Source organism: Pseudomonas sp. RA_5y_Pfl1_P24, from assembly GCF_963970945.1.
GTDB classification, from domain to species: domain Bacteria; phylum Pseudomonadota; class Gammaproteobacteria; order Pseudomonadales; family Pseudomonadaceae; genus Aquipseudomonas; species Aquipseudomonas tritici.
Genome location: NZ_CAXAOJ010000002.1, coordinates 109698 through 135821, shown reverse-complemented (window position 1 = coordinate 135821; position 26124 = coordinate 109698). Strand labels below are relative to the sequence as shown.

At 59.7% G+C, this 26124-nt stretch carries 24 protein-coding genes; 10 read left to right on the top strand and 14 right to left on the bottom strand.

The features are described from left to right. Positions 1 to 40 precede the first annotated feature (40 nt). Positions 41 to 880 carry a xanthine dehydrogenase accessory protein XdhC gene (gene xdhC / locus AACY30_RS03185; protein ID WP_339539687.1) on the top strand — a complete coding sequence of 280 codons (840 nt, stop codon included), beginning with the start codon at positions 41 to 43 and terminating at the stop codon, positions 878 to 880. A 12-nt stretch (positions 881 to 892) separates the two neighbouring features. Next, a complete protein-coding gene (guaD, locus tag AACY30_RS03180; protein ID WP_339539685.1) occupies positions 893 to 2197 on the top strand; it encodes a guanine deaminase in 1305 nt (434 codons plus the stop codon). 74 nt (positions 2198 to 2271) lie between these two features. On the opposite strand, the gene AACY30_RS03175 is transcribed toward guaD, so the two are convergent. Then, a complete protein-coding gene (locus tag AACY30_RS03175; protein WP_339418784.1) occupies positions 2272 to 3036 on the bottom strand; it encodes a GntR family transcriptional regulator in 765 nt (254 codons plus the stop codon). Positions 3037 to 3262: 226 nt separating this feature from the next. Here AACY30_RS03175 and AACY30_RS03170 point away from each other — a divergent pair, with 226 nt between their 5' ends. Beyond that, the gene (locus AACY30_RS03170; protein ID WP_339539684.1) at positions 3263 to 4453 is read left to right on the top strand and encodes a benzoate/H(+) symporter BenE family transporter; all 1191 of its coding nucleotides are present in this window, start codon (positions 3263 to 3265) and stop codon (positions 4451 to 4453) included. A 60-nt stretch (positions 4454 to 4513) separates the two neighbouring features. On the opposite strand, the gene AACY30_RS03165 is transcribed toward AACY30_RS03170, so the two are convergent. Beyond that, the gene (locus AACY30_RS03165; RefSeq protein ID WP_339418787.1) at positions 4514 to 4858 is read right to left on the bottom strand and encodes a YggL family protein; all 345 of its coding nucleotides are present in this window, start codon (positions 4856 to 4858) and stop codon (positions 4514 to 4516) included. 238 nt (positions 4859 to 5096) lie between these two features. Between AACY30_RS03165 and dacB the strand changes: the two genes are divergently transcribed. Next, entirely contained in the window at positions 5097 to 6554 is a 1458-nt protein-coding gene (dacB, locus tag AACY30_RS03160) for a D-alanyl-D-alanine carboxypeptidase/D-alanyl-D-alanine endopeptidase (protein WP_339467898.1), read from the top strand. 126 nt (positions 6555 to 6680) lie between these two features. Here the strand turns inward: dacB and AACY30_RS03155 are convergent, their stop codons facing one another. After that, positions 6681 to 9080, bottom strand: coding sequence for a sensor domain-containing diguanylate cyclase (locus AACY30_RS03155; RefSeq protein WP_339467896.1), 2400 nt, complete (start codon positions 9078 to 9080; stop codon positions 6681 to 6683). Between the two features lie 139 nt (positions 9081 to 9219). Continuing rightward, positions 9220 to 11484: a bifunctional 23S rRNA (guanine(2069)-N(7))-methyltransferase RlmK/23S rRNA (guanine(2445)-N(2))-methyltransferase RlmL gene (gene rlmKL, locus AACY30_RS03150; protein ID WP_339418792.1), complete on the bottom strand. Its 2265-nt coding sequence runs from the start codon at positions 11482 to 11484 to the stop codon at positions 9220 to 9222. Positions 11485 to 12027: 543 nt separating this feature from the next. Here rlmKL and rmf point away from each other — a divergent pair. Beyond that, positions 12028 to 12243, top strand: coding sequence for a ribosome modulation factor (gene rmf / locus AACY30_RS03145; RefSeq protein ID WP_002553055.1), 216 nt, complete (start codon positions 12028 to 12030; stop codon positions 12241 to 12243). Positions 12244 to 12387: 144 nt separating this feature from the next. Here the strand turns inward: rmf and AACY30_RS03140 are convergent, their stop codons facing one another. The 5 genes from AACY30_RS03140 to sctC form a co-directional block, all read right to left on the bottom strand. Further along, on the bottom strand, positions 12388 to 13407 hold the full coding sequence (locus tag AACY30_RS03140) for a quinone-dependent dihydroorotate dehydrogenase (RefSeq protein WP_339467894.1): 1020 nt from the start codon (positions 13405 to 13407) through the stop codon (positions 12388 to 12390). Positions 13408 to 13493: 86 nt separating this feature from the next. Next, positions 13494 to 13955, bottom strand: a complete 462-nt coding sequence (locus AACY30_RS03135; protein ID WP_339467892.1) for a transglycosylase SLT domain-containing protein — start codon at positions 13953 to 13955, stop codon at positions 13494 to 13496. Next, on the bottom strand, positions 13948 to 14352 hold the full coding sequence (locus tag AACY30_RS03130; protein ID WP_339418889.1) for a winged helix-turn-helix domain-containing protein: 405 nt from the start codon (positions 14350 to 14352) through the stop codon (positions 13948 to 13950). Before AACY30_RS03130 ends, AACY30_RS03135 begins: the two co-directional genes overlap by 8 nt. A gap of 155 nt (positions 14353 to 14507) precedes the next feature. Next, positions 14508 to 14732, bottom strand: a complete 225-nt coding sequence (locus AACY30_RS03125) for a FliM/FliN family flagellar motor switch protein (RefSeq protein ID WP_065873881.1) — start codon at positions 14730 to 14732, stop codon at positions 14508 to 14510. 14 nt (positions 14733 to 14746) lie between these two features. Further along, positions 14747 to 16186: a type III secretion system outer membrane ring subunit SctC gene (gene sctC / locus AACY30_RS03120; RefSeq protein WP_339539909.1), complete on the bottom strand. Its 1440-nt coding sequence runs from the start codon at positions 16184 to 16186 to the stop codon at positions 14747 to 14749. A 274-nt stretch (positions 16187 to 16460) separates the two neighbouring features. Between sctC and AACY30_RS03115 the strand changes: the two genes are divergently transcribed. The 5 genes from AACY30_RS03115 (at position 16461) to cobA (ending at position 22138) form a co-directional block, all read left to right on the top strand. Continuing rightward, on the top strand, positions 16461 to 17687 hold the full coding sequence (locus AACY30_RS03115) for a CmpA/NrtA family ABC transporter substrate-binding protein (protein ID WP_339539681.1): 1227 nt from the start codon (positions 16461 to 16463) through the stop codon (positions 17685 to 17687). A 13-nt stretch (positions 17688 to 17700) separates the two neighbouring features. After that, positions 17701 to 18276: an ANTAR domain-containing response regulator gene (locus tag AACY30_RS03110; RefSeq protein ID WP_049712004.1), complete on the top strand. Its 576-nt coding sequence runs from the start codon at positions 17701 to 17703 to the stop codon at positions 18274 to 18276. Between the two features lie 210 nt (positions 18277 to 18486). Next, positions 18487 to 19698 (top strand): nitrate/nitrite transporter, encoded by a 1212-nt coding sequence (locus AACY30_RS03105; RefSeq protein ID WP_339418802.1) that lies wholly within the window; start codon positions 18487 to 18489, stop codon positions 19696 to 19698. After that, entirely contained in the window at positions 19698 to 21368 is a 1671-nt protein-coding gene (locus AACY30_RS03100) for a bifunctional protein-serine/threonine kinase/phosphatase (protein WP_339539678.1), read from the top strand. Before AACY30_RS03105 ends, AACY30_RS03100 begins: the two co-directional genes overlap by 1 nt. Before the next feature lie 26 nt (positions 21369 to 21394). Beyond that, positions 21395 to 22138: a uroporphyrinogen-III C-methyltransferase gene (cobA, locus tag AACY30_RS03095; protein WP_339467882.1), complete on the top strand. Its 744-nt coding sequence runs from the start codon at positions 21395 to 21397 to the stop codon at positions 22136 to 22138. A 60-nt stretch (positions 22139 to 22198) separates the two neighbouring features. Here the strand turns inward: cobA and AACY30_RS03090 are convergent, their stop codons facing one another. The 5 genes from AACY30_RS03090 to AACY30_RS03070 form a co-directional block, all read right to left on the bottom strand. Then, on the bottom strand, positions 22199 to 23179 hold the full coding sequence (locus AACY30_RS03090; protein WP_339467880.1) for an OmpA family protein: 981 nt from the start codon (positions 23177 to 23179) through the stop codon (positions 22199 to 22201). Between the two features lie 107 nt (positions 23180 to 23286). After that, on the bottom strand, positions 23287 to 23877 hold the full coding sequence (gene sigX / locus AACY30_RS03085) for an RNA polymerase sigma factor SigX (RefSeq protein WP_003175518.1): 591 nt from the start codon (positions 23875 to 23877) through the stop codon (positions 23287 to 23289). 87 nt (positions 23878 to 23964) lie between these two features. Continuing rightward, the gene (locus tag AACY30_RS03080) at positions 23965 to 24789 is read right to left on the bottom strand and encodes a mechanosensitive ion channel family protein (RefSeq protein ID WP_131699687.1); all 825 of its coding nucleotides are present in this window, start codon (positions 24787 to 24789) and stop codon (positions 23965 to 23967) included. Positions 24790 to 24791: 2 nt separating this feature from the next. Further along, complete coding sequence (locus AACY30_RS03075) at positions 24792 to 25037, bottom strand: hypothetical protein (protein ID WP_025854229.1); 246 nt, start codon at positions 25035 to 25037, stop codon at positions 24792 to 24794. Between the two features lie 86 nt (positions 25038 to 25123). Next, complete coding sequence (locus AACY30_RS03070) at positions 25124 to 26119, bottom strand: zinc transporter ZntB (RefSeq protein WP_339418813.1); 996 nt, start codon at positions 26117 to 26119, stop codon at positions 25124 to 25126. Positions 26120 to 26124 lie beyond the last annotated feature (5 nt).

Genomic DNA, 26124 nt, shown 5'->3' with positions numbered 1-26124 from the left:
GCCTGCGATAGCGGTCTCACAGACACCACTGGAGGTGACTATGAACAACTGGATCAGCGCCCTCGCCGACCTGCAAAACCAGGGCGAACCCTGCGTCCTGGTGACCATCATCGAAGAGCTCGGCTCCACGCCGCGCAACGCCGGTTCAAAGATGGTAATCAGCACCGCGCAGACCTTCGACACCATCGGCGGCGGGCACCTGGAATACAAGGCCATGCAGATCGCCCGGGACATGCTCGTAAGTGGCCAGCAGAACACTCATCTGGAACGCTTCAGCCTCGGCGCCAGCCTGGGCCAGTGCTGTGGCGGCGTGACCGTGCTGCTGTTCGAACCCATGGGCCAAGTGCAGGCGCAGATCGCGGTGTTTGGCGCCGGCCATGTTGGCCGCGCGTTGGTGCCGTTGCTGGCGAGCCTGCCGTGCCGGGTGCGTTGGATCGATTCGCGCGACCAGGAGTTTCCGGAACATATCCCGCTAGGCGTGCGTAAAATCGTCAGCGAAGAGCCGGTCGACGAAATCGCCGACTTGCCGGTGGGCAGTTACTGCATCGTCATGACCCACAATCATGCGCTGGACCTGGAACTGACCGCCGCCCTGCTCAAACGCAATGACTTTGCCTATTTCGGCCTGATTGGCTCAAAGACCAAACGGGTCAAATTCGAACATCGCTTGCGTGATCGCGGCTTCGACGCCGCACAGCTGCAACGCATGCGCTGCCCCATGGGCCTCACCGAGGTAAAGGGCAAATTACCGGTGGAGATCGCCATCTCCATCGCCGGCGAAATCATCGCTACCTATAACGCGAATTTCGGCCAGCACACCGCCAGCGCCGAACCCATTGCCAAACTGCTGCCGGCTTCGCGTCGCAGCCAAGCCCTTTGAATTGAGACGACCATGCCTTTGACTCGCAAAGCCTACCGTGCCGCCATCCTGCACAGCATCGCCGATCCCGCTGAAGTGGGTATCGAAGCTTCCTACGAGTATTTCGAAGACGGCCTGCTGGTGATCGAAAACGGCCAGATCAGCGCGGTTGGTCATGCCGGCGATTTGCTGCCGACGTTGCCCGCCGACATCGACATCACCCACTACCAGGACGCGCTGATCACGCCCGGCCTGATCGATACACACATCCACCTGCCGCAAACCGGCATGGTCGGCGCGTATGGCGAGCAATTGCTGGATTGGCTGAACACGTACACCTTCCCGTGCGAAAGCCAGTTCGCCGACAAGGCTCACGCCGAAGAAGTCGCTGATATTTTTATCAAGGAGCTGCTGCGAAACGGCACCACCACCGCGCTGGTGTTTGGCAGCGTGCATCCGCAGTCAGTGAACGCATTTTTTGAGGCGGCAGAAAAGCTCGACCTGCGCATGATCGCCGGCAAGGTGATGATGGACCGCAACGCGCCGGACTACCTGACCGATACCGCAGAATCCGGCTACCAGGAGAGCAAGGCGCTGATCGAGCGCTGGCACGGCAAAGGCCGCCTGCACTATGCGGTCACGCCGCGCTTTGCGCCGACCAGCACGCCGGAACAATTGGCCTTGGCCGGGCAACTGCTGGGCGAATACCCCGACCTGTACATGCAGACGCACATCAGCGAGAACACGCAGGAAGTCGAGTGGGTAAAAGCGCTGTTCCCGGAGCGCAATGGCTACCTGGATGTGTACGACCACTACACATTGCTGGGCGAGCGCTCGGTGTTTGCCCATGGCGTGCACCTGTGCGATGACGAATGCGCGCGACTGGCAGAAACGGGCTCGGCCGTCGCGTTTTGCCCAACCTCGAACCTGTTCCTCGGCAGCGGCTTGTTCAACCTGCCGATGGCCGAGAAGCACAAGTTGAATGTGGGCCTGGGCACGGACGTGGGTGGCGGCACCAGTTTCTCGCTGCTGCAAACCTTGAACGAAGCCTACAAGGTCATGCAGTTGCAGGGCGCACGGTTGAGCCCGTTCAAATCGCTGTACCTGGCGACCCTGGGCGGCGCGCGGGCGCTGCGGTTGGAAGACAAGATCGGCACGTTGCAGCCGGGGACGGATGCGGACTTTTTAGTGCTGGACTACAACGCTACGCCGTTGCTGAGCTATCGCTTGAAGCAGGCGAATAACATTGCCGAGACGTTGTTTGTGTTGATGACACTGGGGGATGATCGGACGGTGTTGCAGACGTATGCAGCCGGGCAGTTGGTGCATCAGCGCTAACTTTAAAATCACCGCAAAACAAAAGTGGGAGCAAGCCCGCTCCCACCTTTTGAATCCCAGGTAAACCTGGGAAATTACAGTTTGATCGAAGAGCGCCCTGGCTTCTTGGTCTGCAACAAATGCGAAAACACCGCATGCAAATCATCCGACGCGCTTTCCTCATCGAGGTTGAGCTTGCTGTCGATATGGTCCATGTGGTGCATCATCAAATTCACCGCCAACGCCGCATCCCGCGCTTCGATCGCATCGATCAGCTGAGTGTGTTCATCGTAGGAACAGTGCGAGCGGTTGCCGCTTTCGTACTGGGCGATGATCAATGAGGTCTGCGACACCAGGCTGCGCTGGAAGCTGATCAGCGGCGCGTTCTTCGCCGCTTCGGCCAGCTTGAGGTGGAACTCGCCGGAGAGGCGGATACCCGCACCGCGGTCGCCACGAGAGAAGCTGTCGCGCTCGTCGTTGACCATCTGGCGCAGCTCGGCCAGTTGTTCGGCGGTGGCGTGTTGCACCGCCAACTCAGTGATCGCCCGCTCCACCAGACGTCGCGCGAGAAACACCTGGCGCGCTTCCTCGACGCTCGGGCTGGCCACCACAGCACCGCGATTGGGCCGCAGCAACACCACGCCTTCATGGGCCAGGCGCGACAGGGCGCGGCGAATGATGGTGCGGCTGACGCCGAAGATTTCGCCCAGTGCCTCTTCACTCAATTTAGTACCGGGTGCCAGGCGTTGTTCGAGGATCGCCTCGAAGATATGCGCGTAGACGATATCGTCCTGGGTTCCGCTGCGACCGACCTTGCCGGCTCGCGGTGTTTTCTTGAGAGGTTGCAACTGTTCGTTCATGGGCACTCGGGTTTGGAGAACGGCGGCGAATTAACGGTAATACGTCAACAGCGGGTCGCTGGCAAGTATCACCTAAAAACAGGGCACATTGTACACAACCGGATGCGCCAACACACTGTACGGCTGTTTGCGGCGTCGGCTGTATTGCAATGAGTCGTTACGTTTGAGTTTAGGCTTGAGTCCGTAACGCCAACGGTAAAAAAACAGGTAAAAGGAACACCTCTTCATGAACGACGCCACCCAAGCGCCTTTGCGCCCGCTGGCCGACACGTCTGCGTCGGCCGTCGTCGCCGGCTTCATCGCAATGATGACTGGCTACACCAGTTCCCTGGTGCTGATGTTCCAGGCCGGGCAGGCCGCCGGCTTGACCACGGCGCAGATTTCTTCATGGATCTGGGCGATTTCCATCGGTATGGCGGTGTGCAGCATCGGCCTATCCTTGCGTTATCGCACGCCCATCACCATTGCCTGGTCGACGCCGGGCGCGGCGCTGCTGATCACCAGCCTTGGCGGTGTCAGTTATGGCGAGGCCATCGGCGCCTACATCACCTGCGCCGTGCTGGTGACGATTTGCGGGCTGACCGGCAGCTTTGAAAAACTGGTCAGGCGTATTCCGGCGTCACTCGCGGCCGCCCTGCTGGCGGGGATTCTGTTCAAGATCGGCAGCGAGATCTTCGTTGCCGCGCAGCATCGTACCGGGCTGGTGCTGGGGATGTTCTTCACTTACTTGATCATCAAACGCCTGTCGCCGCGTTACGCGGTGCTGGCCGCGTTGGTGATCGGCACCGTATTGTCCGGGTTGATGGGGCTGTTGGACTTCAGCGCTTTTCACCTGCAAGTGGCGACGCCGGTGTGGACCACGCCGCACTTCTCGCTGGCGGCGACCATCAGCATCGGCATTCCACTGTTCGTCGTCGCGATGACCTCGCAGAACATGCCCGGCGTCGCGGTACTCAGGGCCGACGGTTACAACGTGCCTGCCTCGCCCCTGATCACCGCCACCGGCCTGGCCTCCCTGGTGATGGCGCCGTTCGGCTCCCACGGCATCAACCTGGCAGCGATCAGCGCGGCCATCTGCACCGGGCCGCATGCCCATGAGGACCGTAACAAGCGCTACACGGCAGCGGTGTGGTGTGGAGTGTTCTACGGGATCGCCGGGGTGTTCGGCGCGACCCTCGCGGCCTTGTTCGCCGCCTTGCCCAAGGAACTGGTGCTGTCGATTGCAGCCCTGGCGTTGTTTGGCTCGATCATCAATGGCTTGAGTATCGCCATGAATGAGCCGAAGGAACGGGAAGCGGCGCTGATCACTTTTATGGTCACCGCGTCTGGCTTGACGCTGTTTTCCATCGGTTCGGCGTTCTGGGGAATTGTGGCGGGGGTGTTGACGCTGCTGATTCTGAATTGGAGAAGGGATTAGCTTCAAGCTTCAAGCTTCAAGCCACATGAGCTTGCGGCTTGAAGCTTGGAACTTACCGCTTCAATTCTTGGAATTGATCGGCTTTTCCGGGTACCACACGTCCAGCAGTGGGCTGACTTCAGCGCTTTTCAGTTCGCTGCGGCCTTTGAGCCAGCTTTCAACAGCTACGCGCTGTTCTTCGTTGACCGAGCCACGCTTCTGCAGGCAAACCAGACCGAAGTCATCGCCGCCGACATAGCCCAGACCATTGGCTTCCATGGCTTCTTTGATGAATGCTTCGAGGAAAGCGTCGGTAGCTTCTTCACTCAGGTCTTCTTTGAAGTCCAGGTTCAGTTCGAAACCCAGCTCTTGAAATTCATCAACGCACAGTTTTTTGCGCAGACGCTGGGAACGGTTAGTCGCCATTGGAACAATCCTCATAAGTAATAACGGGCGGCACTTTAGCAGTTTAAGGCGACGATTGCCCGACTCTCTGGGACAGGCGGCACAATGCCGGCAAAAAAAACGCTGAATACCCGCTATCGTTCAGCTACAAGTGAGCCTACCTTGGGGCATAATGCCGACACTTTCATGACCATTGAGGGATTTTTCTTATCTACCCCTCGCCTTTTTCACCCTCCTCAGCAGTAGGGTTTTACTTCTTATGATCAAATCTTTGCGTTCAGTGTTTTTCGCCGGTCTTATTCTGCCACTGGCCTTTTCGGCCACCGCTGCCCCCGTCAACAATACTCTGCCGCCGAATGTTCAGCAGGCCCTTTCAAAAGCCAAACTGCAAAACAATGCGTTGTCCCTGGTAATGATCCCTCTGAACGGCCCGGGCACGCCTACCGTATTCAATGCCGATGTCTCGGTAAACCCAGCGTCCACCATGAAACTGGTCACCACTTACGCGGCCTTGGAAATGCTCGGTCCCAACCACCAGTGGAAAACCGAGTTCTACACCGACGGCACCCTCAGCGGTGGTGTGTTGCACGGCAACCTGTACCTCAAGGGCGGCGGCGACCCCAAGCTGAACATGGAAAAACTCTGGCTGCTGATGCGCGACCTGCGCGCCAACGGCGTGCAGCAAGTCACCGGTGACCTGGTGCTGGACCGTGGCTTCTTTATCCAACCGCAATTGCCCGAGTTCAATGACGACGGCAACGACGAGAACAAACCGTTCCTGGTCAAGCCAGACGCGCTGCTGGTCAACCTGAAGGCGCTACGTTTTGTGACTCGCAATGATTCCGGCCGGGTGCTGGTGTCGGTCGAGCCGCCGATTGCCAGTATCCGCATCGACAACCAGGTCAAGGCCTCCAACGCCAAGCAATGCACCGGCGATGTGCGCTACAACCCAGTCACCGCCGCCGATGGCAGCGTGACAGTAACGGTCAGCGGCCAATTGGCCGATGGCTGCAGTTCGCAGACCTATCTGTCGCTGCTGGACCACGCCACCTACGCCGCCGGCGCCGTGCGGGCGATCTGGAAGGAATTGGGCGGCACTATCCAGGGCCGGGATGTCCAGGCGCCTGTGCCCAAGGATGCCAAAGTGCTGGCCCGGGCGTTCTCGCCGGACCTGGCGGAAATCATCCGCGACATCAACAAATACAGTAACAACACCATGGCCCAGCAGTTGTTCCTGAGCCTGGGAGCACAGTTTCGCAACGATGCCGATGGCGACGATGCCAAGGCGGCGCAACGCGTCGTGCGCCAGTGGCTGGCGAAGAAAGGCATCACCGCGCCGCACTTGGTGATGGAGAACGGCTCCGGTCTTTCCCGTGCTGAACGCGTCAGCGCCCGCGAGATGGCGGCGATGCTGCAAGCGGCGTGGAAAAGCCCTTACGCGGCGGAGTACATCAGCTCGATGCCGATTGCGGGCACCGACGGCACCATGCGCAAACGCCTGAAGACCACTGCCATGCGCGGCGAAGCCCACATCAAGACCGGCACCTTGAACACCGTGCGCGCCATCGCCGGGTTCAGCCGCGACAACAACGGCAATACCTGGGCAGTGGTGGCGATTCTCAACGATCCGAAGCCATGGGGCGCGTCGTCGGTGCTGGACCAGGTGCTGCTGGACCTGTATCGCCAGCCTAAATTGGCGGCTGCACCGATACTCTAAAAGGCACTGTAATACCCCTGTGGGAGCGGGCTTGCTCGCGAATGCGTTGGGTCAGTCTAAACATTCGGCGCTGACACTCAGCATTCGCGAGCAAGCCCGCTCCCGCATTGGGCCCTGCGGCGGCCTTCAGGTACGCAAGGGCTCCACCACGACCCGGTCCCTGCCCGCCTGCTTGGCCACGTACACCGCTGAGTCGGCGCGCAGCAGCAAGCCATCGACACCTTCATCCACCCGCCAACTGGCCACGCCAAAGCTGGCGGTGACAGTGCCGACCGGCTCCATCGGCGCACTGCGCAGTGACTCCCATAACTCTATGGCCAGGCGATAGGCCTGCTCGCCATCGGTATGGGGGCACAGCACCATGAATTCCTCGCCTCCTAGGCGGCAGAACACATCGGTGCGGCGCAGGCGCTGGCTGATGCGTTTGCACAACGCCTGCAATACCCCATCGCCGACGGCATGCCCATGCCTGTCGTTGATGCGCTTGAAGTGATCGATATCCAGCATGATCACCGACAGTGCCCCCGAGGTGCGGTTAAGCCTCACCATCTCGGCCCTCAGGCGATCTTGAAAATAGCGGCGGTTGTGAATCCCGGTCAGGGAGTCGGTGATAGAAAGGGCGCGCAGTTCCTCTTCCACCCGCTTCAAGTCGGAAATATCCGACACATAGCCATGCCACAACGTGCCGCCTCCCGGTAACTCTTCCGGGGTGGCCTCCCCACGAATCCAACGCAGGCCGCGTTGCGGCAACTGCACCCGGTACTCTTCGCGCCAATGGCTCAGCTGCAACGCGGACAAACGGATCGATGCACGCACCCGTTCCACATCCAGCGGATGGATACGCTCAAGGACCTTTTTCGCGTCTTGCTGCAATACGCCGGGCTCGATTTCATAGATGTCGCGCATGCCATCACTGGCGTAGATGAATTTCCAGTTGTTCTGGGGCTCCAGGGTGAACTGGAAGATTCCGCCGGGGACATGGGCGCTGAGTTTCTTGAGCAGGCGGTCCCGCGCCGCCAATGCCTCGTAGGCACGCTTTTGTTCGGTAACGTCCAGGTAAATCGCCAGGTGGCCGATCCACAAACCATGGTCGTCCAGCAGCACGGTGGCCAGCATGTTCACGGTCAGCTGGCTGCCGTCTTCGCGGACCAAGGTCCATTCGCGTGCTTCGTGCAGGCTGTCCGGGCTTTCCACCAACATCGCCTGGCTCGCGGGAATACGCTTGCCCAAGGCCACACTCAAACTGGCGGAACGCGCCTCCAGTTCCACCGCCAGATGCAGGCTTTCCAGGGTGTGTGTGCCCACCACTTGCTCGGCCTCGAACCCCAGCATCTGCTCCGCACCGGCGTTGAAGGTGTTGATGACGCCGCGCAGGTCGGTGGCAATGATTGCGACCTGGGTGGCCGCATTGAGCACGCTGCGCAACTGGCCATGGGCCGCGCGTAACTCCTGCTCGCGCATACGCAGTTGCACGGTACGTTGCTCCACCAGTTTCAACGCGCGCTGGCGTTGGCTCACCAGTACATAGAGCAAGGCACTGAGCAACAGGCTGAGCAGGCTCCCCATGGTCAGGATCGCGGACAACGAAGAGTGATTGGCCTGTTCGAACACCTGGCTCGGACGCAGGTTCAGGGCGTAGATGTGGTCGCCCAGCGTCAGGCGGCGCGTGCCGACAAGGTCGCTGCTGGCCCCGAACGTGCCGGACTCGAAAAGCACGCGCTTGTGCAGGTCGGAGATGTCGACTACTTGCATCATCAGGTTATCCCGGTCAGGCTTGGGCAAACCGTCGGCCACCAGCTGGCGAATGCTGATCACCGCCATCACATAGCCGTAGGGCTCGTTCTGGGATTGTCCGGAGATGGACAAGTGGCTCACCGGCGCGACCAGTAACACGCCGGTGGCATAGGCCGGTTCTACGCCCACCAATTGCATGGGCTGGGACACCGCCAGCTTGCCGGTCTTTTGCGCACGCTCAAGGGCCGAACGCCGCAGGGGCTGGGCCAGCAGATCAAAGCCGAGCGGTGCACCCCGTAGACTTTGGGTCTGGCTATACACCACCGGCACGTATTCATCGCGCTCGGTCGCAGGGGCCAGCTCACCCGCCGAATTCAACTCACGGATAACAAAGGGCGCGCCTCCCCGGCCGGACACGTCTTGCTCAAACTGGCTGCGCTGCTCGCGATACACCCGGGGCGCCCAGGAGTATGCGAGGGTGCGCAACAACAAGGGCTGGGCAAAACCGTCGAATTCTTCGTGGGACACATCATCGGAATTGACAAAGAAACGCCGCAGGCTGTCCAGGCGCTGCTCCTGGTCTTCGAAGCGCTCCTGCAGGTGGGTATAGCGTTCATTGACCAGCAATTGAAAGCGCTGGCGCAGTTGCTGCTGATAGAGGTCGGAGGCGGCCCAGGCGACAATCGCCGTCAAAGCAAATCCCGCCAGTAACACCACCAATGCCACCACCCAAGCCGACGCCTGCTCACTGATAAAGCCTAGGATTTTCGGGCGAACAGCTTGCAACGGCATAAGCAACACTCACAGCGCCAGTGTGCGGGGTGTCACTTTGGCTGGACCTTAAGTTATAGCCATCGACCTTGAGTTTGACCAGCGTAAAAAAGCCGCAAGCCCGGAATAATCCAGGCTTGCGGCTTTTTAGTGGCGGCGATCAGCGAGCAGTGATTTTCCACGCCCGGTGAATCTTCGCATTACGTGCGAAATCCGGGTCGATGGTCTTGTCGCTGATCTCCTCGACCGCGTAGCGTTCGCTGAGGTTGTCCTCCAACGCAAATTTGCGGAAGTTGTTCGAGAAGTACAGCACGCCGCCCGGTGCCAGGCGTGCCATGGCCAGGTCGAGCAACTGCACGTGGTCACGCTGTACGTCGAAGATACCTTCCATGCGCTTGGAGTTGGAGAAGGTCGGCGGGTCGATGAAGATCATGTCGAACTCATCGCGGCTGGCTTCCAGCCACGCCATCACATCACCCTGCTCCAGGCGGTTCTTGTCGGAGAAACCGTTGAGCGAGAAGTTGCGACGCGCCCAGTCCAGGTAGGTCTTGGACAGGTCGACACTGGTGGTGCTGCGCGCGCCGCCCTTGGCCGCGTGCACACTGGCTGTAGCGGTGTAGCAATACAAATTGAGGAAGCGCTTGCCGGCGGCTTCTTTCTGGATGCGCATGCGCATCGGACGGTGGTCGAGAAACAGGCCGGTGTCCAGGTAATCGGTGAGGTTGACCAGCAACTTCACGCCGCCTTCGCTGACTTCGGTGAACTTGCCTTGGGCGCTCTGACGCTCGTACTGCTTGGTGCCGCTCTGACGCTCGCGGCGCTTGACCACCACGCGGCTCTTGTCGATGTTCAGGGCCTGGGGAATCGCGGCCAGGGCATCGAACATGCGTGCGGAGGCTTTTTCCGGGTCGATGGACTTCGGCGCGACATATTCCTGCACGTGGACCCAATCGTGATACAGGTCGATGGCCATGGAGTATTCCGGCATGTCGGCGTCGTACACCCGGTAGCAGTCCACGCCTTCGCGCTTGGCCCACTTGCCCAGCAGCTTGAGGTTCTTCTGCAGGCGGTTGGCGAACATCTGGCCGCCTTCGCTCAGGCGCGGCTGCTCAACCACTGGCGCCGGAGCGGGTTTGATCGGGTTGCCGTTCTTGTTGTACTGACGCTCTTGCGGCTCAGCCGGGGCTTGATCGTAAGCGGCTTGCTCACGTTCGGCCTGACGCTGTTCTGGGGTGCGACGCTCACCGGTGACGAACTGGTCCGGGTTGACCTTGATCAGCAACAATTTGCACGGCAGGGCGCCGTTCCAGAACGAGTACTGCTTGTGGCTACGGATACCCATGCGCTTGCCCAGGTCCGGTGCGCCAGTGAATACAGCCGCTTCCCAGCCCATGCACGCTTGGCGCAGACGCTCGCCAAGGTTCTGGTAGAGGTACAACAAGCTGGCTTCGTCACCCAAACGCTCGCCGTACGGCGGGTTGCAGATGACCAGGCCTTTCTGGTTCTGGTCCGGGCGCGGCTCAAAAGTGCCGACTTCGCCCTGGTACACCTTGATCCAGTGGCTGAGGCCGGCACGCTCGATGTTGTTGCGCGCGGGCTGGATCAGGCGCGGATCGGCTTCGTAGCCACGAATCCACAGCGGCGGCTTGTTCATGCCGATGGCCGCACGTTCGGTGGCCTCGGTGTGCAGTTTTTTCCACAGCGCCGGGACGTGACCCAGCCAGGTGGTGAAACCCCAGAGCTCGCGGTTCAGGTTGGGCGCCATATCGGCAGCGATCATCGCGCCCTCCACCAGGAAGGTACCCACGCCGCACATTGGGTCGCTCAGCGCGCCGCCTTCAGCAGCAATGCGCGGCCAGCCGGCACGGATCAGGATCGCGGCCGCCAGATTTTCTTTCAGTGGTGCCGCGCCCTGCTGCAGACGGTAGCCACGCTGGTGCAGGCTGTGGCCGGAAAGGTCGAGGGACAGGATCGCTTCGCCGCGGTCCAGCCGCAGGTGGATGCGCAGGTCCGGGTTGATCTTGTCGATGGACGGGCGTTCGCCGGTCGGGGTGCGCAGCTTGTCGACAATCGCATCCTTGACCTTCAGCGCGCCGAAGTGGGTGTTATCGATGCCCGAGCCGTGGCCACTGAATTCCACCGCCAGAGAGCCATCGGAGACCATGTGCTCGGCCCACTCGATATCCAGCACGCCGTGGTAGAGGTCTTCGGCGTCCTTCATCGGGAAGCGCTTAAGCACCAGCAGTACGCGGTTGGCCAAGCGTGACCAGAGACACAGACGGTAGGCGGTTTCCATGTCGGCCATGCCGCGCACGGCCGAGGTGTGCTCACGGGCTTCCTCAAGGCCAAGCCCGACGGCTTCCTCGATCAGCAGGCCTTCGAGGCCTTTGGGGCAGGTGAGGAAGAGTTCAAAACGGTCCGACATGGGGCATTCCAGGCTTTTCAGCAATAAATGAACGGGCGACGCATCGCCAGCTCGGTTTTCAATCAAGCACTTTTCTTGAAGAGTGCCCGCGTGGCACGAATGTGCCGTCCCACCTCGTCTGCCGGGCCCTTGGGCCCTGATTGACGAGGCAGAGAGAACTGTTTAACAACAAAACGGGTAACAAAAAGAAATATTCCGCCCTTTCGTCGAATAATAACCGACCGCAACGGACGGGCATTCTCACTAAAGGATTAAACCCATCCTCTTTGCAGGGCACATCATAGCTGGGTTTGCCGGATAAATGGGGCGAAAAGCCAGCCCAGCTTATGGCTATAGCATCGTTATCGTTACGTGCTTATGACAAAACGATCATTGAATCCATGTGACCTATTGGTTAGAACTCACCACAGGTTGGCGCCGTAACGACGCCGACAAATAGGCTCGCCACGCCGGCAGCGAGCCGACCGACGGCAGAAAAACTCTGCCTGGCCCCAGACGAGGCCAAAGGATATCAAGACAGTCAACAAGTGAGGGAAACACCCTATGAGAAGACTTAAGCGTGATCCGTTGGAAAGAGCATTTTTACGCGGATATCAATATGGCGTTCATGGCAAATCCCGTGAGCTTTGCCCATTTACTCTACCGTCGGTACGCCAAGCCTGGATCAACGGCTGGCGAGAAGGACGCGGCGACAACTGGGACGGTATGACTGGCACTGCGGGAATTCACAGACTCAACGAACTTCACGCCGTCGGCTAATCAAGGGCAATTAATTCCGACATCATCACCTTTGAATGTGTAACGATTTAACCACGCACGTCCTATCCGGGCGGCGGGCTTCGGCCCAGGGGGCTCCTTGATGGAGCCCTTTTTAATGGCTGGTGAATAAACCTTGTGGGCGCATCAGCGCAGTGCGGCGATTGCATCCACCGACTGGCGGATCAGCGCCGGGCCTTTATAGATGAAGCCGGAGTAGAGCTGCACCAGGCTGGCACCCGCGGCGATCTTCTCGGCTGCGTGCTTGCCCTCGGTGATGCCACCTGCCGCGATAATCGGCAAACGCCCCGCCAACTCGGCAGCCAACACCTTGACGATATGCGTGCTCTGCTCGCGCACCGGGGCACCCGACAGGCCACCGGCTTCATCGCCATGGGCCAGGCCTTCGACGCCTACGCGGCTGAGGGTGGTGTTGGTCGCGATCACCGCGTCCATCCCTGAGTCCACCAGGGCCTGGGCGACCAGCACGGTTTCTTCGTCGCTCATGTCTGGGGCAATCTTGATCGCTAACGGCACGCGCTTGCCATGGCGCCCAGCCAGGTCTTCCTGGCGCTGGCGCAAGGCTTCGAGCAGTTGCTTGAGGGAGTCGCCGAACTGCAGGCTACGCAGGCCCGGGGTGTTGGGCGAGCTGACGTTGACCGTGACGTAGCTGGCGTGGGCGTAGACCTTGTCCAGGCAGATCAGGTAGTCATCCACGGCACGTTCAACCGGGGTATCGAAGTTCTTGCCGATATTGATGCCTAGGATGCCCTTGTACTTCGCCGCTTGAACCCGCGACAACAGATGATCAACCCCCAGGTTGTTGAAGCCCATGCGGTTGATGATCGCCTCGGCTTCCGGCAGACGGAAGATACGCGGCTTGGGGTTACCCGGTTGTGGCCTTGGGGTCACCGTGCCGATTTCGACAAAACCGAAACCCAACTGAGCAAAACCATCAATGGCCGCACCGTTTTTATCCAGGCCAGCCGCCAGCCCGACCGGATTGGGGAAATCGAGCCCCATCACCGATACCGGCATTTTTGCCGGCGCCTTGCATACCAGGCCATTGAGCCCCAGGCGGCCACCGGCACCGATCAGGTCCAGGGACAGATCGTGGGAGGTTTCCGGGGAGAGTTTGAACAACAGCTGGCGGGCCAGGGTATACATGGGCGGGCTAGACTCGGATGGCGGCGAAAGGTGACGGCGATTATAGCTGGGGAGACAGGGAGCGCGCGAGGCGTGAACCTCAATCGTCAGTAGCGATGCGCGACCAACTGCTCGTAATACGCCCAGATTTTCTGCGCATACCGCATGCGCAACGCCTCACGCTCGGGCCCGGAGCCCGTCCCAACGTTGTAGGAACCTACCGCTGTCCAGTTGTAACCAAAGCGCTGGATGAACTCGGCGAGAATCGAAGCGCCCACCTCAACCGACAGACAGGGCTCGTTGATCAGACGCTCCTCGGTAATACCCTGCTTGAGCAGGCGAGGCAGATGGATGCTGTTGATCTGCATCAGGCCGATGTCACGAGTGCCATTACGGTTGGCAAGATTCATCGCTTGCGCCCGATTACCTGACTCCACGACGGCGATCGCTTGCAGCAACTCTGGTTCGATATCGTAGTGCCTGGCGGCCTCCTGCCAGCAATAGGCCACCGCTTGATGGCTGGTCATCACCATGCTCAACACCAAGCCTGTGCTCCAGAACCTAGCCACGGTTTATCGAACCATGGCTGACCTGGCCGCAGGCCGAGCACACATGTCTCATGCAGCCCGGCGCATGGCCCTCTGCAGTGACCGGGCATGTGAAGCGGTACCCTTGACCGTAGATCGTCTTGATAAACCCCTTGTCGACGCCAAGGTACTTGCGCAGTGAGTAAATGCAGCGCGTCAACGACTCCTCGGCCACCTCCCCCTGCGGCCAGGCCAGCTCCAGCAAGCGATCCTTGGTCATCAACGCGCCACCGGATGCCAGTAGCAGTCGCAACACCTGCCATTCCTTGGGCGGTAACTGAACATCCGAACCCTCGCCGGTCAGGCGACCGTCGTCATGCAGGGTCCAGCGCGAAAAAACCAGGGAAGTCGTCGTCCCTGCATCATCCATGACGGCCATCATTACCTCGGCATCCGGCTACTGACATTGAAGTCCTCACTTGCATCACTGACTCATGTACCTAGGTCACGACTGTAAAAACCTGCCTCCCGACTCACGTTAGGAAAAAGCCCAATCATCCAGCGGTTTTCGATACTGCTCTGTAAGACCTTTCGCTATCCGCCGCCTCCAGGCAGCCACGCCTGATACACCTCATGCAACTCAACCCCTAGCCGGTCCTCCAACTGCACCAGTTCACCCAAGGCGAGTAATTGCCCATTCACCCGAACTTCTACGCAGTGAGTTATCTGCTGCGTCAGTGGCAATATCTTTCCCGGCGCGAAGGCTGCCAGGCGCCTGCGGCTGATCAGCTGTTCCTGTAGAAGAATTTCCAGATGCATGGTTACCACCTTGGTTACGGTGAGACATCGCGCCCCGGCCGCACAAAAGCACGTTGAACACGCTCATATTGCACGGCTGTCAAGGGTGGTGGCCCTACGCCCTCGTCCGGCCCCTTCAACACGCCGCCCACCGCTCTGGCCTGGATCACAAACAGGCGCACTAGAGCCGGGCGACCAGCTCCGCGTCCTTCTGACTCCCTTTGAAACGCGCCCAGCCATAGGCGTCTGCCTTGGGGCAAACGCACCACACTGTTGACGCCCACTCGTCCCACCGCCGCGTTTTTTTCACGCCGTCCCGGCTCGGTCATCTGGCGACCCTCTTCGACCTCAAGGCGCATCTCGATCTGGTTGGCCTCGGCAAAACGCGGCAAGACACTGACTTGGGTGCCGTAACACACTGGTTTCCAGTCGGTTTTGTCGTTTTCGACAGGTGGCAGATAGAACGTGTGGTTGTCCTGAAAAACCGCCGGCACGTTCTCCTGGGTGAGAATCGCCGGCAGTGTTGTCACCTTCGCGCGCCGACGACGCTCCAACGCGCTGATCTGCGCCAGCAGGTGGCTATCATCCAACGGCGCTAAAACGCGCGATGTCGAAGCCTTGCTTTGCGTATCCCAGCCCAAGCCCAGCTTCTTCAGTTCGTCGCGCTCCACATCCACCCACCACAGCGAGACCTCGATCGCGCGCTTGGGTATGTCGAGTTCCGCTACCAGTTTCTGGATGAAACTCACCTGCGCTGGCTTACCCTTGATAAGCAGGCTGTTGCTATCCGGGTAGGCGATCACGCCAAGGCTCTTGTCGGACAGCAACCCCTTGTGCTCGCTGGCCAGCAGGGTTTTGATCATCGAAGCCATCCCCGGAACGGTGACCGGGCTGTCGCTTGTGCCGTACTGATGGTCCGCCACATCGGTGTTGAGTACCTGGACAATGCCAAAGGCCTGCGCCCCCACCCGTAACTCAGCTTTTTGCCGGTCCATCAACTGGGCCAGGCGCAGCACCTGATCGACATAATTCGGTGGGCCGGAAACATAGAACGTTCGCCCTGCACTTTCACGCAATGGATAGCGCGACTCATCGAGGCCCGACCGGCGCATGAGGCTACGCAGCCTGTCGACGGAAATATGCCGCAAGGTCACCGCAGAGCTTTTAGCCTCGCCCGCGTCATAGACATACAGCGCTTGCCCGTCGCTGTACCAGATCAATCCTTGTTGCAGCGCAAGTGTCTCCAGGGCCTGTTGCGGTGCATCGAAATCCAGCGCTGTACTGAGACGTTTGCGTGCCACCTCACGGCTGACAACAATGGGCAAGCCCAATGGCTCCGACAGTGCAGTGAACACGGTATACAGGCTTTGATCCTGTGCCTGGTAAAGCCCGGCCCAGGCAACAGCACTTTCGGACACCAGCACGGCGAGCAGCGCAGCAAAAAACAGCCGACGGCAAAGCCAGGGGCGGGGCATCGTTGCAAGGAAGTCGGCGTACACCGTGGGGTTTCCTGGGCGGTCTGACATTAAGAATGCGGCCATACTGAAAGGCCGCCAGGTTTCAATCTTGATGGAAAGTTGACGGCTGCCTGGGCCCCACTCCCCGTGGCATGTGCATTGCTATGCACTCTGCATCAGAGCACGCGCCAACGACGGAGCGAGCTTACGGACAAAGGCGTCGTTACCTGCACTGGCTTACATCGCCATCTGAGGGAACGACGCTTTTTTTTGAGAGAAAAGGTAGGTATTGATGAACGATTCGGTTGGCAACAGCCCGATGAACGACCCGCTGGCTTGGGTCAACGGCAGTGATGCCCCGGAAAAGAGCAGCCTCGACCTGGGCTTCATGGCCTTGAGCGACTGCGCATCAATGATAGTGGCGGCCACCCAGGGCTTCGCTCAACCCTATGGCCTGACCCTGAACCTCAAGCGCCAATCGTCCTGGGCCAACCTGCGCGACAAACTGGTCAGCGGCGAACTGGACGCCGCCCACAGCCTGTACGGGCTGATTTATGCCGTGCACCTGGGCATTGGCGGCGTAGCGCCCACCGACATGGCGGTACTGATGGGGCTTAACCAGAACGGGCAAAGCATCAACCTGTCCCACGGATTGCAGCAACAAGGGGTGATCACTCCTGAGGCACTGGAGCGCCATGCGCACCAAAGCCGAACAAAACTGACCTTTGCCCAGACGTTTCCCACAGGCACCCACGCTATGTGGTTGTATTACTGGCTGGCGAGCCAAGGCATTCATCCCTTGCAGGATGTGGACAGCGTGGTGGTCCCGCCACCGCAAATGGTTGCGCACCTGCAAGCCGGACGCATCGATGGTTTTTGCGTCGGCGAACCCTGGTGCGCCAGCGCGGTCAAGCAAAACCAAGGGTTTACCCTGGCAACAACCCAGGCAATCTGGCCGGATCATCCAGAAAAGGTGCTCGGCTGTACCCAGGTGTTTGTCGACCAGTACCCCAACACCGCGCGCGTACTGGTAATGGCGATCCTGGAGGCCAGTCGATTTATCGAAGAAAGCACCGAAAACCGCCGTTCCACCGCGCAATTGCTCAGTGGCCGCGAGTACCTCGACGCGCCGCTCGACTGCATCGAACCACGCCTGCTCGGCGCCTATGACGATGGCCTGGGCAACCAGTGGCAGGATCCCCACGCCTTGCGCTTTTTTGCTGATGGCGAGGTGAACCTGCCCTACCTCTCTGACGGCATGTGGTTCATGACCCAGTTTCGGCGCTGGGGCCTTCTGCGTGAAGACCCGGACTATCTCGGCGTTGCGCGCCAAGTGCAGCAGCTGCCGCTGTTTCGCCAGGCGGCTGACGCGCTGGGTATCAAGGTGAAAGACCAGGACATGCGCAGCAGCCAACTGATCGACGGCAAAATCTGGGACGGTTCCGACCCCGCCGGCTATGCCCGCAGCTTCCGCCTGCATGCCCTGGCCAACACCACCCACTGCCAAGCCTTGCGCTGACAGGAGGATCTCCATGCTGCGAATCCTGTTGATCAACGACACCCCGCGCAAAGTCGGCCGCCTGAGGACGGCGCTGATCGAGGCCGGCTTTGAAGTCATTGACGAGTCCGGCCTGACCATCGACCTGCCCGCACGCGTCGAAACAGTGCGCCCGGACGTGATCCTGATCGATACCGAGTCACCGGGCCGTGATGTGATGGAGCAAGTGGTATTGGTCAGCCGCGACCAACCCCGGCCGATAGTGATGTTCACCGACGAACACGACCCGAGCGTGATGCGCCAGGCAATCAAATCCGGTGTCAGCGCTTATATCGTCGAAGGCATCCAGGCCGAGCGCCTGCAGCCGATCCTCGATGTGGCCATGGCGCGCTTCGAGAGCGACCAGGCCCTGCGCGCTCAGCTTCACGCTCGGGACCAGCAACTGGCGGAACGCAAGCGCATCGAGCTGGCCAAGGGCATGCTGATGAAAATGAAGGACTGCAATGAGGAAGAGGCCTACACCCTCATGCGCCGGCAGGCCATGAGCCGCCAGCAGAAACTGATCCAGGTGGCGGAGCAGATTATCGCCATGAGTGAGTTGCTCGGCTGATTTGGCGCAGCTCTTGCTAAGTAAACATCACAGGTAGCCAACGGCGGTTGCCCCTCCACGACAAAGACGTCGCTCACCCGGTTTGCCCTCGCGAACCCGGTGGCGGCGTTTTTTTGTTTTAGCCCCCGCTAAAGGGGAAGGTGGGGCGGCCTTAACCGGCTGTTCCATCACCAGGCCTTCTTACAAGACTCCCAACCGTTGAGGTGCGTGATGAAATCAAGCTTCTGGAAATCCGGGCACACCCCGACCCTGTTTGCCGCGTTCCTGTATTTCGACCTGAGCTTCATGGTCTGGTACCTGCTGGGCCCACTGGCGATACAAATTGCCGCCGACTTGCACTTGACCACTCAACAACGCGGCCTGATGGTCGCAACGCCCATCCTCGCCGGTGCGATTTTGCGCTTTCTGATGGGGATGCTGGCTGACAAGCTGTCGCCGAAGACCGCGGGGCTGATTGGCCAGGTGATTGTGATCTGCGCCCTGTTCGGCGCCTGGAAGCTGGGAATCCACAGCTATGAGCAAGCCTTGCTGCTGGGCGTGTTTCTGGGCATGGCCGGCGCATCGTTTGCCGTCGCGCTGCCACTGGCCTCCCAATGGTACCCGGCAGAACACCAGGGCAAGGCCATGGGCATCGCTGGCGCGGGCAACTCCGGCACTGTATTCGCCGCATTGCTGGCGCCTGTGTTGGCGGCCGCTTTTGGCTGGAACAACGTCTTCGGCTTTGCCGTGATTCCACTGGTGATGACCCTGATCGTCTTTGCCTGGCTGGCGCGCAACGCCCCTGAACGGCCGAAAGCCAAGTCCATGGCTGACTACTTCAAGGCCCTGGGCGACCGTGACAGCTGGTGGTTCATGTTTTTCTACAGCGTGACCTTCGGCGGGTTTATCGGCCTGGCCAGCGCCCTGCCCGGCTACTTCAACGACCAATACGGCCTGAGCCCAGTGACCGCCGGTTACTACACCGCCGCCTGCGTGTTCGGCGGCAGCCTGATGCGCCCCCTGGGTGGCGCCTTGGCGGACCGTTTCGGCGGGATTCGTACCCTATTGGGCATGTACAGCGTGGCGGCGATTTGTATCGCGGCGGTGGGTTTCAACCTACCGAGTTCCTACGCGGCACTGGCACTTTTCGTCTGCACTATGCTCGGCCTAGGTGCCGGGAATGGCGCGGTGTTCCAACTGGTACCACAGCGTTTCCGTCGCGAGATCGGCGTGATGACCGGCCTGATCGGCATGGCCGGCGGTATCGGCGGTTTTGCTTTGGCGGCGGGCATGGGCGCGATCAAACAAAGTACCGGCAGCTATCAACTGGCCCTGTGGCTGTTCGCCAGCCTGGCCGTGTTGGCCTGGTTCGGCCTGCATGGCGTGAAGCGTCGCTGGAGGACCACCTGGGGCTCGGCTGCCGTGACGGCTGCGCGGGTCTGATGAGCCTGCAACTGAGCGTCGCCCAAGCCAGCGCCATCGGCCCACGGGCGGAAAACCAGGACGCACTGCGGGTGGTGACTCCCATGGCCGAACTGGCGGCGAGCAAAGGTTACCTGTGCGCCATCGCCGACGGCGTAAGCCAGTGCGCCGACGGTGGCTTGGCCGCGCGCTCGACCCTGCAGGCGCTGGCGTTGGATTACTACGCCACGCCGCAAACCTGGGGCGTGGCCCAGGCCCTGGAACGTTTGCTGCTGGCACAGAATCGCTGGCTGCAGGCGAATGGCGGTGGTCAGCCCTTGCTGACCACTCTCAGCGCCCTGGTGTTTCGCGGCCAGCGCTTTACCCTGGCGCACGTCGGCGATTGCCGGGCCTATCGTTGGCTGGATGGCGAATTGCAGCGCATCAGCGAGGATCACGTGTGGGAACAACCGGGCATGCAACATGTGCTCAAGCGCGCGCTCGGCCTGGATCAACACCTGGTGTTGGACTTTCTCGACGGCCAATTGCGCGAAGGTGAGTGTTTCCTGCTGCTCAGTGATGGCGTGTGGGCAACCCTGGGTGATCAGAGCATCCGCGCGATTTTGCGCGAGCAAACGGACCTGGATCTGGCAGTCAATACGCTGGTGAGCGCCGCACACCTGGCCGGTAGCCAGGACAATGCCAGCGCCCTGCTGGTGCGCATCGACAGCCTCGGCGCAGCCACGCTCGGCGATGCCTTGGTACAGTTGCAGCAATGGCCCCTGCCACCACCGCTGAAAGACGGGCAACACTTCGAAGGCTGGCAGGTGGAAACCGTACTGGCGCAAAGCCGCCAGTCGTTGTTATACCGGGTAAGGGACGCCCAGCAGCAACCCTGGCTGCTGAAAACACTGCCGTTGAGCCATGACGATGATCGCGACGCCGGCCAGGCGTTGCTGTCGGAGGAATGGTTTTTAAGGCGGGTTGCAGGGCGGGCGTTTCCTGAAGTCCACGTCGCCAGCGAGCGCCAGCATCTGTACTACGTGATGCGTGAATATTCCGGAGAAACCCTGGCTGAACGGTTCCAGCGCCAAGGTCCATTGCCCCTGGCGCAATGGCAATCGATGGCCGAACGCTTGCTGCGTGCGGTGGGCATGCTGCATCGGCGGCAGATTCTGCACCGTGATATCAAGCCGGAAAACCTCCTGCTGGGGGACGACGGCGAACTGCGGGTGCTGGATTTCGGCCTGGCGTACTGCCCAGGCCTGTCGGAAGACCATGCCCATGTGCTGCCGGGCACGCCAAGCTTCATCGCACCGGAGGCATTCAATGGCGACCGTCCTACAGCCCAACAGGATTTATACAGCGTCGGCGTCACCCTGTATTACTTGCTGACTGGGCATTACCCCTACGGTGAAATCGAAGCTTTCCAACGGCCAAGGTTCACCCACCCTGTCAGCGCCAGCCGCTATCGCCCCGATCTGCCGGATTGGTTGCCCCTCAGCCTGGAACGGGCCGTGGCTGCGAATCCGTCACACCGCTATGAAACCGCCGAAGAGTGGTTGCGGGTGCTGGACCAGGCTGACCGGCAGGAACTGAGCATCCGCCCCAGGCCGTTGCTGGAGCGTGAACCCTTGAAGGTCTGGCGCGCGCTGGGGTTGATCTCAATGCTGATCAACCTGGTGCTGTTGTACTCACTCTTTCACAGCTGACGTCATCCCTGGACGAGGAAAAACCTATGAACGCAAAAGTCTGGCTGGTAGGCGCAGGTCCCGGTGACCCGGAACTGTTGACCCTCAAGGCCGTTCGGGCCATGCGCGAAGCCGATGTGGTACTGGTCGATGATCTGGTAAACCCGGCGGTGCTGGAACACTGTGCCGAAGCGCGGGTGATTATCGTGGGGAAACGCGGTGGCTGCCGCTCGACTCCGCAGGCTTTTATCCACCGCCTGATGCTGCGTTATGCGCGCCAGGGCAAATGCGTAGTGCGGCTCAAGGGTGGCGACCCGTGCATTTTCGGGCGCGGCGGTGAAGAAGCGGTGTGGTTGCGTGAGCGAGGCATCGAGGTGGAATTGGTCAACGGGATTACCGCGGGCCTGGCCGGCGCCACGAATTGCGCGGTTCCGTTGACGTTGCGCGGGGTAAGCCGTGGCGTGACCCTGGTCACGGCACATACTCAGGACGACAGCAGCCTGAATTGGCGTGCCCTGGCAGAGGGCGGGACAACCTTGGTGGTGTATATGGGCGTGGCGAAACTGGAGGAGATTCGCCAGCAATTACTGGATGGCGGGATGATGCCGGATATGCCGGTGGCGATGATCGAAAATGCATCGTTGCCGCAACAAAGGGAGTGCCGCAGCGATCTGTCCCATATGCATGAGGACGCCCGTGCGTTTGCCCTGAAGAGCCCGGCAATCCTGGTGATCGGCCGCGTTGCCGCCACCGAACAGGCTGTTTGCCTGGCAGATGCAGCCAGCGCCTGAGGCAAATCACAGGCGAAAAAAAGCCCGGCCTAAGCCGGGCTTTTTTCTACAACTCAGTAATTACTGAGCGGTAGCTTCAACCGACGCTTCTACGCGACGGTTAACAGCGCGACCAGCTTCAGTTGCGTTGTCAGCAACTGGGCGGGATTCGCCGTAACCTACTGCGGTTACACGGCTTGGAGCAACGCCGTCTTTAACCAGGACTTGCTTAACAGCGTCAGCACGACGCTGGGACAGCTTCTGGTTGTAAGCGTCTGGACCTACGGAGTCAGTGTGACCAGCAACTTCTACGTTGGTAGCTGGGTACTGAGCCATGAAGTCGGCCAGGTTTTTAACGTCGCTGTAGCTGTTAGGCTTAACAACGGCCTTGTCGAAGTCGAACTTAACGTCCAGCTCAACACGAACAACCTGAGCAACTGGAGCTTCTGGCTCTGGAGTTGGCTCTGGAGCTGGTGCTGGGGTAGGAGCTGGAGCTGCTGCGCCAGCGTTACCGCCGAAGTTCACGCCCAGGCCGACCAGTGCGGAGTAGTCCCACTTGCCGTTGTCCAGACCGTAGTCAGCTTCAACACCGGCACGAGCGTACAGGTTGTTGGTGAAGTAGTACTTCACGCCAGTACCAACGGTAGCGAAAGTGGTCTGGTCGCGACCGCTGTGGCCGTCAGCCAGAACGTTGGTACGGCTCTGGTGGCCGAAACCGCCTTCTACGTACGGACGCAGGCTGTCTACGCCAGCTTGACCGAAGTGATACTGGGCAACCAGGCTGCCGGTGTCGCCTTTGATCTTCTGGCTACCAGTACCGTCGTTCGAACGGGTGTGGTTGGTCTTGTCGTACGACAGGTTCAAGGACAGGTCGTCGGTCAGGAAGTAACCGATGCGAGCGCCAGGATTGAAGCCGTCTTCGATGTGCTTGACGCTATCGTTGTACTGCTTCTTGTAGAACAGCTCGCCTTCAACTGCGCCTTGGCCTTGTGCCAGAACGCCGAAAGAAGTAGCGGCAATAAGAGAACCAATGGCCAAGCCCAAGGTGTTTTTCAGTTTCATCCGTTAAATCCCCATCTGGTGATTGTAAAGCAGTCCCACAAACCGGGGGACAACTCGGCGACAAGTCTAACAGAACTTGCCTACACGTAAGAGATATTTGCCACGCACTAAGTTTCAGTCTCGCCCGCAAATTTCTCACGTAATTTATCAAGAGCACGTTTGTAACGCATTTTTGTAGCACTCAAACCCATGTGCATGATGTCAGCGATTTCCTGAAATTCCAGCTCTGCGACAAATCGTAGCACCAGAATTTCGCGGTCAATCGGGTTCACATACACCAACCAGCGATCAAGTCCGCCCTTCTCCTCGGGTGCCGGCGCCTTCTCTTCAGACGCCTCCTCAAGGGGGTCAAGACTCAAGGCGTCCATCAAGCGACGCTTTCGCCGTTCCTTCCGATACTGCGTGATGCACTCGTTGTAGGTGATGCTATACAGCCACGTTTTGAACTTCGATTTGCCCTCGAAGTTCTTTAAGCCGTACAGCACCTTGAGCATCACTTCCTGACAGACATCATCCGCATCTCTATCGTTCCCTAAATACCTTGAACAAACGTTGAACAGAGTGCGTTGATATCTGCGCATCAATTCTTCATACGCACGAGTTACGTGAAACAGCTCCGTGTGCGCGCGCGCGACCAGCTCCTCATCAGAGAGCTCACGGGGGTCATAGCGCGTGGACAGCGTTTGGGCTTTATTCAAAACAAGTCGTGCCGACAGTCAGGTCAATGTCCGCCACTGCCCGGTCAGCCGGGTTCGCGGCGGCGTACATTAGCAGGGTTTTCCGGATTAGCGGCTACTGACCTGCTGCTCGAGGAGAATCCGATTGGACAACGACACCAGGTCGCCGTCATCGGTGAGTACTGTCGTCTTGACTGTGCCGATCTCTTCGATTTGCCCTTCGACCTCGCCCACACGCACCTGTTGCCCTACCTGATACAGCTCACGCACATAGATTCCCGCAAGAATCTGACTGGCAATTTCCCGGCTTCCCAAGCCCATGGCCAGCGCAACGGCCAGACCAACGGTAATCAAAACAATCACAATCACGTGGTTGAGCAGGTCAGTCTTGACCTCCAACTGGCTGATCGCGACCGAAATACTGATGATGATTACCAGTCCCTGAGCGATTCGCCCAAGACCGGCGGCATAGTCCAACCCCACACCTTCAGCGGCGCCACGCACCAGCCCATTGGCCAATTGCGCCAGCAAAACGCCTACCAGCAATACCAGCGCGCCGCCGAAAACTTTCGGCAAATACAGCGCCAGCATGTCGAGCGTAGCTGATACTCGCTCAAGCCCAAGGGATTGAGCCGCAGAAACCAGGAAAATCAACAAAACAAACCAATAAACGATTTTGCCGATCAATGTGGAGATCGGCACCTGCAGCCCCGCGCGGCCCAGCAGCTTAGTCAGGCCAGTGCCTGCCATCAAGCGGTCGAGGCCCAGTTTTGCAAGCAATTTGGACAGCAGAGTGTCGAGCAACTTGGCCACGACAAAGCCCAGCAGTACCAGTACCAGTGCGCCAAACAGGTTGGGAATGAAGTTCGCCACCTTAGTCCACAATGCGGTCATCGCGGTGACCAGGCTCTGGGTCCAGAGATCAAGTTCCATATTCAATCAGCCTTATCAGCAGTGCGAGCAAGAGGTTTACGACGGGAAACCGGCGATACGTGGGCCGAACCGTTGTTCAGGGCCATCATCAATGCCGGAACCCAGCGACCGAGCAGACCGAACAGGTCACCCGCACCCACCTGACGGTTGGCGGTTTTCAACACGCGGCCCAGGCAAGCATCGTCGTCGCGGTTGGACGGCGAGGCATTGAGCATGTCACGCAAAGACTGTTCGAACGGATCGTGCATAAAGACCTCTCGCAAGTGTTTTAAAAGACGAGGGTAAAATTCTCGGGGTCACATACGACCTTTCCTACGTTCAGCTCATATTCAGCTCAAACCCAGCGCAACCGTCGAAAAAGCCACCACTGGCCGAGCGCAACCGAGGCCATCAACAGGCACGCAATCATGAATCCATAGGGGCTGGCGGAGAACGGAATACCCCCCACATTTATACCCAGCAGACCGGTGAGAAAACTCATCGGCAGGAAGATCCCGGTAATGATCCCGAAGCGGTACATGGTGCGGTTCATACGCACGCTCAAGCGCCGATCTTCGGCCTCAAGCACAAGCCCCACGCGCTCTCGGGTCAATTCGAGCTCTTCCAAGTAACGGGTCAGGCTGTTGTTCAATTCGTTCCAGTAGTCGGCATCGTCATCGCAGAACCAGGGTAATTTGATGCGTGTGAGCTGGGCAAAAATATCCCGCTGCGGCGCGAGGAATCGCTTCAGCCCGGCCGCTCGCCGGCGGATCTGCAGAACGCTGCCATGTTCCGGGGTATACCGTTCGTCGGTATCGAGTTTTTCTTCCTCGGCGTCGACGACTTCCGACAGGTCGGCGACCAAATCCTGTACTTTATGGGTCAAGTACTGCGCCATATAAAGGATGAGTTCCGACGCGGTTCTAGGCCCCTTACCGTCCGCCAATTGCACCAGCAACTCATCAGTGGCGCGCAACGGGCGCAATCGCAGGGAAATCACACGACTGGCCGCCGCGAAAATACGCACCGAAACCATATCTTCCGGTTCTGCGCCCGGGTTGAGGTTGACCCCACGCAGGAACAACAGCAATTCCGAGTCCGGCAGCGGCAACAGGCGCGGCCGGGTGTTTTCCTCCAGCAACAGGTCACAGGCGAATTCACTCAACCCACTGGATTTACGTAGCCAGGTCTGGGTTTGCGGGTGGCTGCGATCCCAATGCAGCCAGAGGCTTTCCTGGGGCTGCAGTTGCAAATCATCGAGTTCAGTCCGGGCAATCGAACGCGCACCGCCTTTACCGTCCAGCACCAGGGCATGCACCAGCCCCCATTGCGCGTTTTCTTCCTCGAACATCCTCA

Coding starts and splice junctions, on each gene's coding strand:
- rlmKL (WP_339418792.1), bottom strand. CDS start 11,484: ATGTCGGACCGTTTTGAACTCTTCCTCACCTGCCCCAAAGGCCTCGAA.
- AACY30_RS03140 (WP_339467894.1), bottom strand. CDS start 13,407: ATGTATACCCTGGCCCGCCAGCTGTTGTTCAAACTCTCCCCGGAAACC.
- dacB (WP_339467898.1), top strand. CDS start 5,097: ATGATCAAATCTTTGCGTTCAGTGTTTTTCGCCGGTCTTATTCTGCCA.
- AACY30_RS03105 (WP_339418802.1), top strand. CDS start 18,487: ATGAAATCAAGCTTCTGGAAATCCGGGCACACCCCGACCCTGTTTGCC.
- AACY30_RS03110 (WP_049712004.1), top strand. CDS start 17,701: ATGCTGCGAATCCTGTTGATCAACGACACCCCGCGCAAAGTCGGCCGC.
- cobA (WP_339467882.1), top strand. CDS start 21,395: ATGAACGCAAAAGTCTGGCTGGTAGGCGCAGGTCCCGGTGACCCGGAA.
- AACY30_RS03130 (WP_339418889.1), bottom strand. CDS start 14,352: ATGGCCGTCATGGATGATGCAGGGACGACGACTTCCCTGGTTTTTTCG.
- AACY30_RS03090 (WP_339467880.1), bottom strand. CDS start 23,179: ATGAAACTGAAAAACACCTTGGGCTTGGCCATTGGTTCTCTTATTGCC.
- guaD (WP_339539685.1), top strand. CDS start 893: ATGCCTTTGACTCGCAAAGCCTACCGTGCCGCCATCCTGCACAGCATC.
- xdhC (WP_339539687.1), top strand. CDS start 41: ATGAACAACTGGATCAGCGCCCTCGCCGACCTGCAAAACCAGGGCGAA.
- AACY30_RS03125 (WP_065873881.1), bottom strand. CDS start 14,732: ATGCATCTGGAAATTCTTCTACAGGAACAGCTGATCAGCCGCAGGCGC.
- AACY30_RS03155 (WP_339467896.1), bottom strand. CDS start 9,080: ATGCCGTTGCAAGCTGTTCGCCCGAAAATCCTAGGCTTTATCAGTGAG.
- rmf (WP_002553055.1), top strand. CDS start 12,028: ATGAGAAGACTTAAGCGTGATCCGTTGGAAAGAGCATTTTTACGCGGA.
- AACY30_RS03170 (WP_339539684.1), top strand. CDS start 3,263: ATGAACGACGCCACCCAAGCGCCTTTGCGCCCGCTGGCCGACACGTCT.
- AACY30_RS03115 (WP_339539681.1), top strand. CDS start 16,461: ATGAACGATTCGGTTGGCAACAGCCCGATGAACGACCCGCTGGCTTGG.
- AACY30_RS03175 (WP_339418784.1), bottom strand. CDS start 3,036: ATGAACGAACAGTTGCAACCTCTCAAGAAAACACCGCGAGCCGGCAAG.
- AACY30_RS03100 (WP_339539678.1), top strand. CDS start 19,698: ATGAGCCTGCAACTGAGCGTCGCCCAAGCCAGCGCCATCGGCCCACGG.
- AACY30_RS03070 (WP_339418813.1), bottom strand. CDS start 26,119: ATGTTCGAGGAAGAAAACGCGCAATGGGGGCTGGTGCATGCCCTGGTG.
- AACY30_RS03080 (WP_131699687.1), bottom strand. CDS start 24,789: ATGGAACTTGATCTCTGGACCCAGAGCCTGGTCACCGCGATGACCGCA.
- AACY30_RS03165 (WP_339418787.1), bottom strand. CDS start 4,858: ATGGCGACTAACCGTTCCCAGCGTCTGCGCAAAAAACTGTGCGTTGAT.
- sctC (WP_339539909.1), bottom strand. CDS start 16,186: ATGCCCCGCCCCTGGCTTTGCCGTCGGCTGTTTTTTGCTGCGCTGCTC.
- AACY30_RS03075 (WP_025854229.1), bottom strand. CDS start 25,037: ATGCACGATCCGTTCGAACAGTCTTTGCGTGACATGCTCAATGCCTCG.